Genomic DNA, 14,694 nt, shown 5'->3' with positions numbered 1-14,694 from the left:
CGTCGACTACGCCAAGCAGCGCGCCCAGTTCGGCCGGGTGATCGGTTCCTATCAGGCGATCAAGCACAAGCTCGCCGACGTGCACATCGCGATCGAGCTCGCCCGGCCGCTGTTGTACGGCGCTGCCCTGTCGATGGAGCCCCGCGATGTCAGCGCGGCCAAGGCGGCGGCGGCCGAGGCGGGCCTGCTGGCGGCGCGGTCGGCGCTGCAGACCCATGGCGCGATCGGCTTCACCCAGGAAAATGATTTGTCGCTTTGGCTACTACGCGTGCAAGCATTGCGTTCGGCCTGGGGTACTCCCGAGGCGCATCGGCGGCGAGTGCTGGAGGCGCTGTGACCAGCCACGTCGCGACGACGCCGTGGAGCGACGAACAGGAGCGGTGCTCATGAGTGAAGAACGGGAGATGCTGCGGGAGACCGTCGCGGCCCTGGTGGCCAAGCACGCCAACCCGGCGGCGGTGCGCGCCGCGATGGACTCCGAGCGCGGCTACGACGAGTCGCTGTGGCAGCTGCTGTGTGAGCAGGTGGGAGCCGCCGCGCTGGTCATCCCCGAGGAGCTGGGCGGCGCGGGCGGCGAATTAGCGGACGCCGCAACGGTTTTGCAGGAGCTCGGCCGGGCGCTGGTGCCCTCGCCGCTGCTGGGCACCACGCTGGCGGAGCTGGCGCTGCTGAGCGCGCCGGAGCCGGATGCGGAGACGTTGGGCGGCCTCGCCGAGGGCACCTCGATCGGCGCGCTGGTTTTCGACGCCGACTACGTCGTCAACGGCGACACCGCCGACGTCGTCGTCGCCGCCACCGACGGCCAGCTGACCAGGTGGGCCCGGTTCTCCGCGGAACCGGCCGTCACCATGGACCCGACCCGGCGGCTCGCCCGGGTCACGCCCGAGGACACCGAACCCATCGGCACCGACCCCGGCCTCGCCGACACCGCGGCCATCCTGCTGGCCGCCGAGCAGATCGGCGCCGCCGAACGCTGCCTGCAGCTGACCGTCGAATACGCCAAGAACAGAGTGCAATTCGGCCGGCCCATCGGCAGCTTCCAGGCGCTCAAGCACCGGATGGCCGATCTGTACGTCACGATCGCCGCGGCGAAGGCCGTCGTGGCGGAGGCCTGCGACGAACCCACCCCGACCAATGCGGCCACCGCGCGCCTGGCCGCCACCGAGGCGTTGTGCAACGCGGCCGCCGAAGGCATCCAACTGCACGGCGGAATCGCGATCACCTGGGAACACGACATGCACCTGTATTTCAAGCGCGCCCATGGCAGCGCCCACCTGCTCAGCACAACGCAGGAGGTTCTCGCGCGACTGGAAGCGGAGGTGCTCGAACCGTCGTGAACGACCACGTCGCGCGGCGCGCCGCCATCCCGCCGTTCTATGTGATGGACGTGTGGCTGGCCGCCGCCGAGCGCCAGCGCAGCCACGGCGACCTGGTGAACCTGTCGGCCGGTCAGCCCAGCGTCGGAGCGCCCGAGCCGGTACGCGCCGCGGCGGCCGCCGCCCTGCACGGCAACGAGCTGGGTTACACGGTGACGCTGGGCATTCCGGAGCTGCGCGCGGCGATCGCCGCGGATTATCAACGCCAGCACGGGCTTCGGGTCGAGCCCGACGACGTGGTGTTGACCACCGGCTCGTCCGGCGGATTTTTGCTCGCGTTCCTGGCGTGCTTCGACGCGGGCGACCGGGTCGCGTTGGCCAGTCCCGGTTACCCGTGTTATCGAAACATCCTGTCCGCCTTGGGGTGCGAGGTGGTCGAGATCCCGTGTGGACCACAGACCCGCTTCCAGCCCACCGTGCAGATGCTCGAAGAACTCGACCCGCCGCCCCACGGCGTGATCGTGGCCAGCCCGGCCAATCCCACCGGGACGGTGATCGCGCCGGCCGAGCTGGCCGCGATCGCAGCGTGGTGCGAGGCGTCGGGCGTGCGGTTGATCAGCGACGAGGTCTACCACGGCCTGGTCTACGAGGGGGCGCCGCAGACCAGCTGCGCCTGGCAGACATCCCGAGACGCCGTGGTGGTCAACAGCTTTTCCAAGTACTACGCGATGACGGGCTGGCGGCTGGGCTGGATGCTGGTGCCACAGGCGCTGCTGCGCGCCGTGGATCGGCTGACCGGAAACTTCACCATCTGCCCGCCGGTGCTGTCGCAGCTCGCCGCCGTTGCGGCGTTCACGCCGGAGTCGACGGCCGAGGCCGACGGCAACCTGCACCACTACGCGACCAACCGTGCCCTGCTGCTGGACGGGCTGCGCCGCATCGGCATCGACCGGCTCGCACCCACCGACGGGGCGTTCTACGTCTACGCCGACGTCTCCGAACTCACCAAAGACTCGACCGCGTTCTGCTCGAAACTGTTGAGCGACACCGGCGTTGCCATCGCCCCGGGGATCGATTTCGACACCACCCACGGCGATTCGTTCGTCCGGCTGTCGTTCGCCGGGCCCACGGGCGACATCGAAGAGGCCCTACGGCGAATCGGGTCCTGGATCTAAGCGTCCAGGATCTTGTCGAGGCGCGCCTCGAGCGCGCCGCGCTCGCCCACGTCGGACACGTTGAGGCCGAACCGGTCCCTGAGGGTGTCGACCACCGCCGCGGCGTCGTCGAGGCGGATCTTCTCGCTGGCATCGGCGCGGTGAATGGCGAGGTTCCGGCCGGCCAGGTTCAGCCGGGCGTCGTCGGTTACGCGCGCGGCCGTCAGGCCGGTGACGAAATGCGACGACGGGTGCGTCGAGACGTACCAGCTGCCCACCGCCAGGTCGATGTCGGGCGCGGTCCGGGTGCTGAACTCGTAGAGCGGCTGCCACTCGCCCCGAATCTGGGCCTGCAGCACCAGCCCGTCGCCGCGGTCCTCCAGCCGGTAGGGCTCGTGCGTCGTCTGCTGCACGGTGCCCGTCTCGATCCGCAGCGGCGAGGGGGGTGTCTGCCCGCCGAAGCCGACGTCGACCAGGTATGAACCGTGGGAGCCGGGGAACGTCACCGCCAACACGGTGTGTGTCTGCGGCGGCGACGACGGCGCATCGGGCGGCCGCATCCATACCACCCGACCGGCCAGGCGCCGCACCCGAAAGCCGAGTTCGGTGAGCACGTAGCCCATCAATCCGTTGTGCTCGTAGCAAAAGCCGCCGCGGCCCCGCTGAACGAGCTTGCGGGAGAGGGCGCCCGGACCCAGGTCGTCGACCGGAACCCCCATCACCGGATCGAGGTTCTCGAACGGGATCGCTTTGGTGTGGGCGCTCACCAAAGCCTGCAGGACCTCGAGATTGGGTGCCGTGGCGCCGCGATAACCGATCCGCTCGAAGTACTCGTCCAGGTTCAGCGTCATACGGCCATTCTGCTGGCAGGTCATCGGCAGGCGTGCGACGGCCGGTAGCGGGTATGCCGCTCGGTAGCCCCAAACCTTGGATCGAAGGAGGAGCCGTGGCCGATGTCGACCTCTATCTCGACCCCGTCTGTCCGTTCTCCTGGGTGACCGCCCGCTGGCTGATCGACGCCGGGCAGGCGACGGGAACGCCCGTTACCCTGCGGCAGATGAGCCTGGCGGTCCTCAACGAGGGTCGGGACGGCGACGACCAACAGCAACACATGATGGAGCGGTCGACGCGGGCGGGACGGCTGTTCGCCGCCGCCGTCGGCGAGCGGGGGCCGGAAGCGTTCGCTGGCCTCTACGACTCGATTGGCCGTCGCATCCACGTCGACGGCGAGGAGCTGACCGCACCCGCGGTCCGCGAAGCCCTCGCCGAGAACGGCCTGGCGGAAAGCCTTGCCGACGCGCAGGACGACAGCGGCTTGGACGAGGCGGTCAAGCGGGCGCACCGGGTCAGCCAAGACACCCTGGGCGACGAGGCCGGCAGCCCGATCATCGCGGTCGACGGCCACGCGTTCTCCGGACCGGTGCTCACCCGAACATTGAAGGGACCGGGCGGTGTTCGGCTGCTTGAGGCCGTGCTCACCATGGCCGCAGTTCCCGAATTCGCCGCGCTGCAACGGCCGTATGAAGGCCCCCCGACCATCGAGGCGTGAGCGCCGCCGCCCCACAAGCCGACGAAGGTTGCCCGAAAAGCACATCCGTGAGGTTCTGAGCGCTAATCTTGACCTCGCCAATCACATACTTCGCGGAGGGTTGAGCGCCAGCAAATGCCTGATGAGCCACGGCCCGAGAGTGTCGCCCCGGTACCGAGCGGCATCGCCGCGGAGCTGGCGGCGGCGGGGTTCGAGGATGCGCGACAGGTAGCTCGTGGCGGGGCCGGGGTCATCTACTGCTGCTATGAGACCGCCCTCGGACGAAATGTCGCCGTCAAGGTGCTGCCGTCACACATCGACGACGACAGCCGCGAGCGCTTCCTTCGCGAGGGCTACGCGATGGGCGGGCTCTCCGGGCATCCGAACATCGTCAACATCCTGCGGGTCGGCGTCACCGGCAGCGGTAAGCCGTACATCGTGATGCCCTACCACTCGGCCGATTCGCTGGCCGTCCGGCTGCGCCGGGAGGGGCCGGTCCCGTGGCCCGAAGCCTTGCACATCGGTGTGAAGCTCTGCGGCGCACTGGAAACCGCGCATCGGACCGGAACTCTGCACCGCGACATAAAGCCCGCCAACATTCTCGTAAATGATTACGGCGAGCCCCAATTGAGTGATTTCGGAATCGCCCACATCGAAGGCGGTTACGAGACCGCGACCGGATTCTTCTCCGGCACCATCGACTTCACTGCGCCGGAGGTGATGACCGGCAATCCGGCCACGGTGGCCTCCGACATGTATTCGCTTGGCGCGACGCTCTATGCGCTCATCGCGGGCAACGCCGCGCACGAGCGCAAGAAGGGCGAGGACCTGATCGCGCAATATCTGCGGATCAGCACCACCGGAATCCCGGATATGCGGCCCGACGGCATCCCGGACGCGGTGTGCTCGGCGATCGAGAAGGCGATGTCGATCGACCCGGCCTTGCGGCCCGCCTCGGCCGAGGAGTTCGGCCGCGAACTGCAGGCCGCCCAGCGCCGCAACGGCCTGAAACCCGACGCGATGGCCATCACCGGACGCGCCTCGGCCGTGGCGACGGACGTTGGGCATGCGGCGCCGCCCGGGCCGCACAGCGAGGTGGCGCACCCATCGGCCCTCGACACGTCGAGCATGCCCCCGCCACCGCGGTTGCCGGCCGGGCACGACGACCCGACCTCGGCGATCAGCGCCCCGATCGATCGCGAACACGCGCGGGAGACCGCGCCTTTTCCGCAGGCGAGCCCGGCCGAATTGCCCGAGGCTGCCAGCTTGCTGCGCGCCGCACAAGCGTCGTCAACGCAGCCCACGGCGCGGCCACCCCAAGCCGCCGCGCCGCCGACCCGGGCCGGCGGCGCCCAGGGGCCGCCACGGGGCCCGGGGGCACGGGCGGCCGCGTGGTTCACGGAACCGGGCAAGAAGCGGAATCGCATCGCGCTGACGGCCGGCGCGCTCGCTGCGGTCCTGCTGTTGGTCGTCGGCGGCCTCTATTTCGCACTCTCACCCGACAAGAAAGCCGGTTCCCGAGGCGGTTCCGGCCAGCCGACCGCGCAGCCGCCCATGCAGTGGAAACCGATCACCAACGCCCGAATTTCGCGGGACGCCGCGGCCACCACGCAGGCCGACGGCACGATCTGGATCTTCGGCGGAATCCGCAGCGACGGCGCCCCCACCGGACTGCAGGAGGGCTACGACCCCGTCATCGACAGCTGGAAGGGCGGCGACGACCTACCTGTCGCGGTGTCGCACGCGATGGCCGTCACCTGGCAGGGAAACCCGGTCGTGCTCGGCGGCTGGAAATCCGAAGGCGGCAAAAAGGTTGCGTCCGACCAGGTTTGGCGGGTCATCAACAGCCGCTGGGTGGAGCTTCCGCACCTGCTGCAGCCCCGCGCGGCCGCGGCGGCGGCGGTGGTCGGTGACCGCCTGGTCGTCACCGGCGGTGTCGACGCGTCCGGCGCGCTGCTGAACACCACCGAGGTGTTCGACGGCAACGCCTGGAGCCTCGGTGCACCGATCCCGACCCCGCGGCAGCTGCTGGCGGCGGCTTCGGACGGGAAGCTGGTTTATGCGGTGGGCGGCACCAACGGCACCGCCGACCTGCCGGCGGTCGAGGCCTACGACCCTGCCGCCAAGAGCTGGGCGCCGCTGCCCCCGCTGAGCCAGCCGCGCAGCGACCTCGGGGTGGCGATCGTGGACGGGCGCCTGGTCGCGGTTGGGGGCGTCTCCTCGGGCCAAGTGCTCAAGACCGTCGCCGCGTTCGACCTGATGACGAAGACCTGGTCCGGATTGCCCGATATGACGACGGCGCGGCACGGTATGGCCGTCGACGCGGTGGAGAAGTCCGTGTACGCGATCGGCGGGTCGACCGCCGTCGGCGACGGCCAGCTCACCTCGTCGGCGGAAGCGCTGAAGCTGCCGGCCCGCCGGATCCAGCCGGCGTCGCAGTGGCGCTCGCTGCCGGACGCGCCGACGCCCCGGCTGATGATGGCGTGGGCCGTGCAGGGCGACAAGATCTGGATTCTGGGTGGCTTGCGGAACGGCACGGCGTTGCAGACCGTCGAGAGCTATGACCCGCACACCGGCGTTTGGCAGACCGGGCCGCCGCTGCCGATCCCGCTGCATCACGCGGCGGCGGCGACATACCGCGACGAGGTGGTGGTGCTCGGCGGAGCGAGCGATCAACTCGCCGACGCGTCCGACAAGGTGTTCGCGCTGCGCGGCGGCAATTGGGTTGAGCTGCCACATCTCACGCACCCACGCGCGGCCCCGGCCGCCGCCGTGGTGGGCGACCAACTGGTCGTAGTGGGCGGGCAGAACGCCAAACAGCTCGTCCCGCAGACCGAGGTCTTCGACGGCAACTCGTGGAAGGACGCCGCCGACATGCCGACCCCCCGCGAACACCTGGCCGCGGTGTCGGACGGCACCTACGTGTACGCCATCGGCGGGCGGTTCCTCTCCGCCGACAAGAACTCCGCGGCGAATGAGCGGTTCGATCCCCAATCGGGCGCCTGGACCAAGTTGGTGGGCATGCCGACCCCGCGCGGGAGTTACGGCGCGACCTACATCGACGGCCGCATCGTGGTGGTGGGCGGCGAGGAACCGACGATGGTCCTGAACGTCGTCGAGATGTACGACATCGCCGACGCCAAGTGGAGCACCCTGGCCCCGATGCCCACCGCGCGTCACGCCGAGGTGGTGGCGACGGTCGGCAACACCGTCTACTGCATCGGCGGCGCGAACCGCCCGACCCACGAGGGCCCGATCGCGACGGTCGAGGCGCTGGACTTCATGTAGCGGTCGCCGATGAGCGAGCGGCGACGCGCCGTCGACTGGTTGTACGGCGCCGGCCCTGCGCGACTCATCCTCGCGGCGCCCCGGTGCCGCCGGGTAGAGGCCAAGGTCACCCGGCCGAAGCCTGGCCGATCCAGCCGGTTGTTTTACCTACGCCAGATAGGGGGATCCCACTACGAGCCAGGCCCAGCGCCAGGCGAAAACCGATCTGATGGGAGCCCATGATGAACAGCACCGCTATCTGGCTCGTGGTCGCCGCCGCGGCGGTCTTTGTAATTCTGGCCGTCGTCGTCGCGCTCACCAGGGTGCGACGCCAACGCCGGCAACGGCAGGCGGAGGAGATCCGCGAACAGGCCAAGCTGGAGACCGCGAAGGTCGAACGCCGCGAGGCCCTGGCCCAGGAGACGGCCGCCAAGGCCCGCGCGGCCCAGGCCGAGGCGGAGGCCAAGGCGGCGGAGGCCGCCCGGCTGCAGGAACGGGCGGCCAACCATCAAAGCGAGGTCGCGGCGTCGCGAGAGCAACTGCAGGAGCAGTTGAAGCGCGCCGACGAACTGCACCCGGAAACCGATGCGAAGCCCGCGGATAAGCATGACGATCCCGACATCGCGCGGTCCTCGGAGGCGCACGACCCGACGGCGGACGTCGAGGGCGTCCGGCACGAAACGTACCGCGGAACGGCTTAGAGCCAGGTGTCCTGAGTGGTGGCGGTGAGAAACGCCTCCAGGTCGTCACGCCACTGCGCCGGCGTCGTCTTGTCCGGTTCGATGCCGGTGTACTCCCCGCGATAGAACAGCAGCGGGCGCGGCTTGATCTTGGGCGCCTCCGACAACGACTGCACCGCGCCGAAGACCACGAAATGGTCGCCACCGTCGTGCACGGACGCCACCTTGCAGTCGATGTAGGCCAGCGACCCGTCGATGATCGGCGAGCCGAGTTCCGAGGCGTGCCAGTCGATTCCGGCGAACTTGTCCGGCTCCTTCGAGCCGAAACGCGCGGAAACGTTCTTCTGCTTCTCGGTCAGCACGTTGACGCAGAACCGGCCGCTGGCCTCGATGGCCTGCCAGGACCGCGACACCTTGGTCGGGCAGAACAGCACCAGCGGCGGATCCAGCGACAGGGCGGCGAACGACTGGCAGGCAAAGCCGACCGGGACCTCGTCGTGCACCGTGGTGATGATCGTGATGCCGGTGCAGAACTGGCCCAGCACCTGCCGGAAGGCCCGCGGATCGATCGGCGCCGACATGATTACCCGCGGGCGCCGACCGTGAAGTCGTGGCCCCACAAACTCACGGCGGTGCTTTCCCGGGCGACCCAGTCGTCGTCCTCCACTTGCCTTCCCTCGCAGCCGAATTCGACGTCGAACCCGCCGGGCGTCTTCATGTAGAACGACAGCATCAGGTCGTTGACGTGGCGGCCCAGGGTGGCCGACATGGGCACCTTGCGGCGCAGCGCCCGGTCCAGGCACAGACCCACGTCGTCGGCGTTCTCGACCTCCATCATCAGGTGCACGATGCCACTGGGCGTCGGCAGCGGCAGGAAGGCCAGGCTGTGGTGCCGCGGGTTGCAGCCGAAGAACCGCAGCCACGCGGGCGCGCCGTCGGCGGGCCGGCCCACCACCTGGGGCGGCATTCGCATCGAGTCGCGCAGCTTGAAGCCGAGCACGTCCCGGTAGAAGTGCAACGCCTCGTCGTCGTCGCGGGTGGACAACACCACGTGTCCCAGGCCCTGCTCACCGGTGACGAACTTGTGCCCGTACGGGCTGACCACGCGCCGGTGCTCCAGCGCGACGCCGTGAAACACCTCCAGGCAGTTGCCGGACGGGTCGGCGAACCGGATCATCTCGGCGACCCGGCGATCCGCCAACTCGGCGGCGGTGGCCTCCTTGTAGGGCACGCCCTCGACGTCAAGTCGGTTCCGAATCTCTTGCAGTCCTTCGGCATTGGCGCACTCCCAGCCGGCCTCCATCAGGTGGTCGCGCTCGCCGGGCACGATCACCAGCCGGGCCGGGAAGTCGTCCATGCGCAGGTAAAGCGCGCCCTCGGTGTTGCCTTTGCCCTCGACCATGCCGAGCACCTTCAGGCCGTATTCACGCCAGGCCGCCATGTCGGTGGCCTCGATGCGCAGGTAGCCCAGCGAACGGATGCTCATCACGCACCTCCCAGGAAATCGACGGTCAACTTGTTGAACTCGTCGAACTTCTCCACCTGCGCCCAGTGCCCACACTGCCCGAAAACGTGGAGCTGCGCACGCGGAATGGTCTTCAGCGCGACCAGCGCGCCGTCCAGCGGGTTGACCCGGTCCTCGCGACCCCAGATCAACAGCACGGGCTGGCGCAGCCGGTGCACCTCGCGCCACATCATCCCGAGCTCGAAATCGGCCCCCGCGAAGGACATTCCCATCGCGCGGGTCGCCATCAGCGATTCCGGCGTGCTGGCCAGCGCGAACCGCTCGTCGATCAGTTCGGGCGTGATCAGCTTCTGGTCGTAGACCATGACCCGCAGGAACGCCTCGAGGTTCTCCCGGGTGGGTTCGGCGGAGAACTTGCCCAGTCGCTTGACGCCCTCGGTCGGGTCGGGGGCGAACAGGTTGATGCTCAGCCCACCGGGCCCCATCAACACCAGCCGGCCCGCCCGGTCCGGGTAGTCGAGGGCGAACCGAACCGCGGTGCCCCCGCCGAGCGAATTGCCAACCAGCGGAACGCGTCCCAGCCCGAGCTGGTCGAAGAGCCCCTTGAGGGCCCGCGCGGCGTAGTGGTTGAACTGCCCGTGTTCGGCGCGCTTGTCGGAGAGCCCGTAGCCGGGCTGGTCGACGGCCAGCACGTGAAATCGCTGCGCCAGCACCGGAATGTTGCGCGAGAAGTTGGTCCAGCTCGCCGCGCCTGGACCCCCGCCATGCAACAGCACCACCGTCTGATCGTTGCCGACCCCGGCCTCGTGATAGTGCAGCTTCAGCGGCCCGTCGACGTCGACTTCGGCGAATCGCGAAGTCGAGTCGAACGTCAGCTGTTCGGTCGTGGCCGTCATTCAGCGCCGCTCCTCTCCCCCGCAAGCGGGTGGGGTCCCCGCGTCGCTCTTACGCTCTGCATCGTCGCCGGCGCACGGCCTAGACCATCGTGTCGCCCGGCGGCAACCCGAACTCGTTGTTCCCGAAGATCTGGTAAGCCCGCTCGGGGTCGTTGGCCGCGTGCACCCGGCCGGCGTGCGCGTCACGCCAGAACCGTTGCACCGGTTGATCGTTGCCCAGCGCGGTCGCGCCCGAAGCCTCGAACAGCCGGTCGATCGAAGCGATCGCCCGCCCGGTCGCGCGCACCTGGTCACGGCGCGCGCGGGCGCGCAGCTCGAACGGGATCTCCTTGCCCGCGGACAGCAACGCGTATTCGTCGGCGACGTTGCCGCTCAACTGGCGCCACGCCGCGTCGATGTCACTGGCCGCCTCGGCGATGCGCACCTTGGCGAACGGGTCGTCCTTGGCCTTCTCCCCGGCGAACGCCGCGCGCACCCGCTTGCCCTGGTGCTCCACGTGCGCGTCGTACGCGCCGTAGGCCATGCCGACGATCGGCGCAGAGATGGTGGTGGGATGCATTGTGCCCCAAGGCATCTTGTACACCGGGGCGGTGTTGGTCTGGTACCCGCCGGCGGTGCCGTCGTTCATCGCCTTGTAGGACAGGAACCGGTGCCGGGGCACGAAGACGTCCTTGACCACCACCGTGTTGCTGCCCGTGCCGCGCAGGCCGACGACATGCCAGACGTCGTCGATGCGGTACTCACTGCGCGGGATCAGGAAGCTGCCGAAGTCGACCGGGCGGCCGTCTTTGATCACCGGACCGCCGAGGAAGGCCCACGTGGCGTGGTCGCATCCCGACGACCAGTTCCACGAACCGTTGACCAGGTAGCCGCCATCGGTCACCACGCCGGCGCCCATCGGCGCATACGACGACGAGACCCGCACGTTCGCGTCGTCGCCCCAGACTTCCTCCTGGGCCTGCTGGTCGAACAGCGCCAGGTGCCAGTTGTGCACGCCGATGATCGAACTCACCCAGCCGGTGGACCCGCACGCGCTGGCGAGCCGCCGCACGGCCTCGTAGAACAGGCCCGGATCGCACTGCAAGCCGCCCCACTGCTCGGGCTGCAGCAGCGTGAAGAAGCCGATGTCCTGCAGTTCCTGGACGGTCTCGTCGGGCAGCCGCCGCAAATCCTCCGTCGCCTGAGCGCGCTCCCGAATCCGCGGCAGCAGATCGTCGATGCCGGCCAAAACCGACTGCGCGTCACGTTGTTGAATGGACGTCACTTAAGTTTGCCTCCTGGGCCAGACTTACTCAGCGGGCTTACACCAGAGACTAGAACACGTTCCGATTTGTGTCGAGCAGGGTATTCCTGCGGCTGGTAGCGATACGAATCGGCTTTTCTGTAACATGTTCTAGTTGTAACGAGAGGGAGGATAGGGTCTTGGCCGAGGCCAACCTCGACGAGCCGCTCGGCGACCATGTCCTTGAACTGCAGATCGCCGAGGTCGTCGCCGAGACGGACGACGCGCGGTCGCTGGTGTTCGCGGTACCCGCCGAGCCGGGCGACCCCGACATCCCGCCCGAGCGGCTGCGCTACGCGCCCGGGCAATTCCTGACGCTGCGCGTCCCCAGCGAGCGCACCGGTTCGGTGGCCCGCTGCTACTCGCTGTGCAGCTCCCCGTTCACCGACGACGCGCTGACCGTCACGGTCAAGCGGACCGCGGACGGCTACGCGTCCAACTGGCTGTGCGAGCACGCGCGGGCGGGCATGCGGATCCACGTGCTGGCCCCGTCGGGCAACTTCGTGCCCAAGACGCTCGACGACGACTTCCTGTTGATGGCGGCGGGCAGCGGGATCACCCCGATCATGTCGATCGCCAAGTCGGCCCTCGCCGAGGGCAGCGGCCAGGTGACGCTGCTCTACGCCAACCGCGACGACAAGTCGGTGATCTTCGCCGACGCGTTGCGCGACCTGTGCGCCAAGTACCCCGACCGGCTCACCGTGGTGCACTGGCTGGAATCACTGCAGGGGATGCCGAGCGTGGCCGCGCTGGCCAGGCTCGCGTCCCCCTACACCGGCCGGCCGGTGTACATCTGCGGGCCCGGGCCCTTCATGAACGCGGCCCGCGAAGCGCTGGAATCGCTGAAAGTGCCTGCGGCGCAAGTGCATATCGAGGTGTTCAAGTCGCTGGACTCCGACCCGTTCGCGGCGGTGAAGATCGACGACACCGCCCCGGGCGACACACCGCCGGCCACCGCGGTGGTGCAGCTCGACGGCGAAACCCACACCGTGTCGTGGCCGCGCAACGCCAAGCTGCTCGACGTCCTGCTGGCCAAGGGCCTGGACGCGCCGTTCTCCTGCCGCGAGGGCCACTGCGGCGCGTGCGCGTGCACCTTGCGCGGCGGCAAGGTCAGCATGGAGGTCAACGACGTGCTCGAGCAGCAGGACCTCGACGACGGCCTGATCCTGGCCTGTCAATCTCACCCGGAATCTGATTCGGTAGAAGTCACCTACGACGAATAGTCGCGGGGTTAGGTTCACCTTCAGGGTTGGCGAACGGAAAGGGGAGCAGCATGAAGCGACTGATCACCGGGTGTGCGGTCATCGGGTCGGCGTTGGCGTTGCTGCCCGCCCCGGCGGCCGGCGCGGCCAGCAACACCGCGACCACGCTGTTCCCGCTCGACGGGCCCAACCAGCTCGAAACGCGCACCATCCTGAACTGCTTCAAGGCCGACGGCCACTGCGACTTCACCGCCGGGGCGGACATGCTGACGCCCGACGGGGTGACAGGCTTCCCGAACGGCCTCTGGGCCCGGCAGACCACCGAGATCCGGTCGTCGAACCGCCTGGCCTACCTGGACGCGCACGCCAACGGTGAGCACGAGCGGGTGATGAAGTCGATGGGGTCCGACGAGATCACCACGGTCTACTTCGGCGAGGGTCCGCCGGAGAAGTACCAGACGACCGGGCGCATCGACTCCACCGATTGGCAGACCGGTCAGCCCAAAACCGACAACAACGTCATCGTCTGCACCCACATCCAGGTGGTCTATCCCGGGATCAACACCACCTCGCCCAGCACCTGCGCGCAGACCACGTTCTCCTAGCTAGCTGCCCCGTCGCCGAGATTGCGCCCAGGGTCGTGATTTCGGGCAATCCACGACCGTGGTGGCAATCTCGGCGAAGGTTCGGCGAAAGCCGTCAGCGGGGCAGGCCGAGGAGCCGCTCGGCGGCCACGGTGAGCAGGATCTGCTCGGTGCCGCCGGCGATGGTGAGGCAGCGGGTGTTGAGAAAGTCGTACACCGCGTGGTTGCGGACCAGCCCGCCGCCCTCGGAGACGTCCATCATGTACTCGGCCAGTGCCTGTCGATAGCGCACGCCGATGAGCTTGCGGACGCTGGACTGCGCCCCGGGGTCCTGCCCGCCGACGGCGAGCTGGGCGATCCGCTGGTCGAGCAGCGCGCCGGTCTGGGCGATGACGATCAACCGCCCGAGCCGGTCCTGCTGAGCGGCGTCGAGGTCGAGCTCGCCGAGCACCTTGAGCAGCTCCTCCATCGGATTGCCCAGCGCGGTGCCGGTGGCCATCGCGACCCGCTCGTTGGCCAGCGTGGTCCGGGCCAGCCGCCAGCCGTCGTTCACCGCGCCGACCACCAGCTCGTCGGGCACGAACACGTTGTCCAGGAAGACCTCGTTGAACAGCGAGTCACCGGTGATCTCACGCAGCGGGCGGATCTCGATGCCCGGCGAGCGCATGTCCACCAGGAAGTAGGTGATGCCCTTGTGCTTCGGGGCGTCGGGGTCGGTGCGCGCCAGGCACACGCCCCACCGGGCCTTGTGGGCCGCCGACGTCCACACCTTCTGCCCGGTGAGCAGCCAGCCGCCTTGGGAATCTGGTGCACGAACCGCCTTGGTGCGCAGCGACGCCAGGTCGGAGCCGGCTCCCGGCTCGGAAAACAGTTGGCACCAAAGGAATTCGCCGCGCAGGGTGCCCGGCACGAAGCGCTCGATCTGTTCCGGTGTGCCGTGCTCGAGGATGGTTGGCGCGGCCCACCAGCCGATCACCAAGTCCGGGCGCACGACGCCGGCGGCCGCCAGCTCCTGATCGATGAGCAATTGTTCGGCCGGTGACGCGCCACGCCCGTGCGGCGCCGGCCAGTGCGGGGCCTGCAGCCCGGCCTCGGCGAGCGCCGCCTGCCGCTTCTCGTCTGGCAGCGCGGCGATTTCGGCGACGGTTGCGGCGATCTCCGCGCGCTGGCCCTCGACATCGGTGAGGTCGATTCCGAGGCGGCGCCGCACACCGCCCTGGGTCAGTTCGGTGACCCGGCGCAACCAGCGCTCGGCGCCGCCGAGGAACCGGCCGATCGCGTGCGCCCGCCGCAGGTACAGGTGCGCGTCGTGCTCCCAGG

14 protein-coding genes are annotated in these 14,694 nt (G+C 69.0%); 8 read left to right on the top strand and 6 right to left on the bottom strand.

Features of this window, described 5'->3' with window-relative positions; translation table 11 throughout:
* The 3 genes from A9X05_RS01445 to A9X05_RS01435 all read left to right on the top strand — a co-directional run.
* On the top strand, positions 1-337 hold a 337-nt coding region (locus A9X05_RS01445; RefSeq protein ID WP_255369102.1), incomplete at its 5' end, for an acyl-CoA dehydrogenase family protein.
* Positions 338-380: 43 nt separating this feature from the next.
* Entirely contained in the window at positions 381-1,337 is a 957-nt protein-coding gene (locus A9X05_RS01440) for an acyl-CoA dehydrogenase family protein (protein WP_156736186.1), read from the top strand.
* Positions 1,334-2,491: a pyridoxal phosphate-dependent aminotransferase gene (locus A9X05_RS01435; protein ID WP_067761031.1), complete on the top strand. Its 1,158-nt coding sequence runs from the start codon at positions 1,334-1,336 to the stop codon at positions 2,489-2,491. Before A9X05_RS01440 ends, A9X05_RS01435 begins: the two co-directional genes overlap by 4 nt.
* Here A9X05_RS01435 and A9X05_RS01430 read toward each other — a convergent pair.
* Positions 2,488-3,321 carry an arylamine N-acetyltransferase gene (locus tag A9X05_RS01430; protein ID WP_067778666.1) on the bottom strand — a complete coding sequence of 278 codons (834 nt, stop codon included), beginning with the start codon at positions 3,319-3,321 and terminating at the stop codon, positions 2,488-2,490. The two genes, A9X05_RS01435 and A9X05_RS01430, sit on opposite strands and share 4 nt — an antisense overlap.
* Positions 3,322-3,416: 95 nt before the next feature.
* Between A9X05_RS01430 and A9X05_RS01425 the strand changes: the two genes are divergently transcribed.
* From A9X05_RS01425 to A9X05_RS01415, 3 genes are all read left to right on the top strand, one after another.
* Entirely contained in the window at positions 3,417-4,019 is a 603-nt protein-coding gene (locus A9X05_RS01425) for a disulfide bond formation protein DsbA (protein WP_067778663.1), read from the top strand.
* A 114-nt stretch (positions 4,020-4,133) separates the two neighbouring features.
* Positions 4,134-7,286 carry a serine/threonine-protein kinase gene (locus A9X05_RS01420; protein WP_067778660.1) on the top strand — a complete coding sequence of 1,051 codons (3,153 nt, stop codon included), beginning with the start codon at positions 4,134-4,136 and terminating at the stop codon, positions 7,284-7,286.
* A gap of 221 nt (positions 7,287-7,507) precedes the next feature.
* Complete coding sequence (locus A9X05_RS01415; protein ID WP_231968758.1) at positions 7,508-7,966, top strand: hypothetical protein; 459 nt, start codon at positions 7,508-7,510, stop codon at positions 7,964-7,966.
* Here the strand turns inward: A9X05_RS01415 and hsaB are convergent.
* From hsaB to hsaA, 4 genes are all read right to left on the bottom strand, one after another.
* Complete coding sequence (hsaB, locus tag A9X05_RS01410; RefSeq protein ID WP_067761019.1) at positions 7,963-8,526, bottom strand: 3-hydroxy-9,10-secoandrosta-1,3,5(10)-triene-9,17-dione monooxygenase reductase subunit; 564 nt, start codon at positions 8,524-8,526, stop codon at positions 7,963-7,965. The two genes, A9X05_RS01415 and hsaB, sit on opposite strands and share 4 nt — an antisense overlap.
* Positions 8,527-8,528: 2 nt before the next feature.
* Positions 8,529-9,431 carry an iron-dependent extradiol dioxygenase HsaC gene (gene hsaC, locus A9X05_RS01405; RefSeq protein WP_067761017.1) on the bottom strand — a complete coding sequence of 301 codons (903 nt, stop codon included), beginning with the start codon at positions 9,429-9,431 and terminating at the stop codon, positions 8,529-8,531.
* Positions 9,431-10,306, bottom strand: coding sequence for a 4,5:9,10-diseco-3-hydroxy-5,9,17-trioxoandrosta-1(10),2-diene-4-oate hydrolase (hsaD, locus tag A9X05_RS01400; RefSeq protein WP_067778657.1), 876 nt, complete (start codon positions 10,304-10,306; stop codon positions 9,431-9,433). Before hsaD ends, hsaC begins: the two co-directional genes overlap by 1 nt.
* Positions 10,307-10,385: 79 nt before the next feature.
* Complete coding sequence (hsaA, locus tag A9X05_RS01395; RefSeq protein ID WP_067761008.1) at positions 10,386-11,570, bottom strand: 3-hydroxy-9,10-secoandrosta-1,3,5(10)-triene-9,17-dione monooxygenase oxygenase subunit; 1,185 nt, start codon at positions 11,568-11,570, stop codon at positions 10,386-10,388.
* Between the two features lie 158 nt (positions 11,571-11,728).
* On the opposite strand from hsaA, the gene A9X05_RS01390 reads away from it, so the two are divergent.
* Positions 11,729-12,811: a ferredoxin--NADP reductase gene (locus A9X05_RS01390; RefSeq protein WP_067778654.1), complete on the top strand. Its 1,083-nt coding sequence runs from the start codon at positions 11,729-11,731 to the stop codon at positions 12,809-12,811.
* 50 nt (positions 12,812-12,861) lie between these two features.
* Positions 12,862-13,395, top strand: a complete 534-nt coding sequence (locus tag A9X05_RS01385; RefSeq protein WP_067778651.1) for a hypothetical protein — start codon at positions 12,862-12,864, stop codon at positions 13,393-13,395.
* A 94-nt stretch (positions 13,396-13,489) separates the two neighbouring features.
* Here the strand turns inward: A9X05_RS01385 and A9X05_RS01380 are convergent.
* Positions 13,490-14,694, bottom strand: a 1,205-nt coding sequence (locus tag A9X05_RS01380) for an acyl-CoA dehydrogenase family protein (RefSeq protein WP_197498864.1), incomplete at its 5' end; no start/stop codon positions are given.

Source organism: Mycobacterium sp. E3298, assembly GCF_001666895.1.
Lineage (GTDB): Bacteria > Actinomycetota > Actinomycetes > Mycobacteriales > Mycobacteriaceae > Mycobacterium.
Note: the sequence above shows the minus strand (reverse complement) of the source record. Positions and strands in the feature narration are given on the sequence as shown.

Coding starts and splice junctions, on each gene's coding strand:
- A9X05_RS01430 (WP_067778666.1), bottom strand. CDS start 3,321: ATGACGCTGAACCTGGACGAGTACTTCGAGCGGATCGGTTATCGCGGC.
- A9X05_RS01420 (WP_067778660.1), top strand. CDS start 4,134: ATGCCTGATGAGCCACGGCCCGAGAGTGTCGCCCCGGTACCGAGCGGC.
- A9X05_RS01415 (WP_231968758.1), top strand. CDS start 7,508: ATGAACAGCACCGCTATCTGGCTCGTGGTCGCCGCCGCGGCGGTCTTT.
- hsaB (WP_067761019.1), bottom strand. CDS start 8,526: ATGTCGGCGCCGATCGATCCGCGGGCCTTCCGGCAGGTGCTGGGCCAG.
- hsaC (WP_067761017.1), bottom strand. CDS start 9,431: ATGAGCATCCGTTCGCTGGGCTACCTGCGCATCGAGGCCACCGACATG.
- hsaD (WP_067778657.1), bottom strand. CDS start 10,306: ATGACGGCCACGACCGAACAGCTGACGTTCGACTCGACTTCGCGATTC.
- A9X05_RS01385 (WP_067778651.1), top strand. CDS start 12,862: ATGAAGCGACTGATCACCGGGTGTGCGGTCATCGGGTCGGCGTTGGCG.